The 763-nt window shown below is 43.0% G+C and carries 1 protein-coding gene; it reads left to right on the forward strand.

Annotated features, from left to right (window positions below; genetic code table 11):
- The coding region (locus tag V6259_RS19535) for an IS4 family transposase (protein ID WP_341585952.1) at positions 1-740 on the forward strand (740 nt) is incomplete at its 5' end.
- Positions 741-763: the final 23 nt, after the last annotated feature.

The following is a 763-nucleotide window of genomic DNA, read 5'->3' on the forward strand; positions in this document are numbered from 1 at the left end:
AGACCAAACCAATCATTGTCACGGATGCCGGTTTTAAAATGCCTTGGATAGAGTTAGTAAAAAGCTTAGGTTGGGATTATGTCGGACGAGTCCGTCGACCGCGTAAATTTTTTGATGAAGAAAGTCAATCATGGCGTTGTATCTCACATTTATTTCCTACAGCCAATGCCACGCCAAAGTCACTTGTGTTGAATCTAGGGCAGTCAAAGCCTCACTTTTGTCATTTAGCGCTCTACAAAGGAAAGCCAAAAGGAAGACATTCTTTAAACCAAGATGGTTCGACTAAAGCATCAAAGACATCGTTAACAGCGGCACGTGGCGCAAAAGAGCCCTGGTTGTTGATCTCATCGTTGCCCAAGAACAGCTCCTTTGCCAAGAAGAGCGTGAAGGTTTATCAGACACGAATGCAAATAGAAGAAAGTTTTAGAGACATGAAGAGCACAAAATTCGGCTTAGGATTTGAGCATAACCACACTAAAATATTAGCCCGAATGAAGCTACTTGTTTTACTTACAACACTGACTGCTATGGTGCTTATCTTGTTAGGCAAAGTGGTTGAACTGGTTGGATTATCTTATCGCTTTCAGTCTTCTAGCACTCGCAAACGCAGAGTGCTCTCGCACTTTTTTCTGGGCAAAAGAGCACTATCAACGAACCTCAAAATCACCCTCAAACAATGGCGAGAAGGAATTAGGACATTCGCCGAACACCTGTTCAAAGGAGAAGGTTTTATGGTTTAAATTCGCGGGGATACCTCAGGGTC

The organism is Marinomonas sp. TI.3.20, from assembly GCF_038155025.1.
GTDB lineage: Bacteria > Pseudomonadota > Gammaproteobacteria > Pseudomonadales > Marinomonadaceae > Marinomonas > Marinomonas flavescens.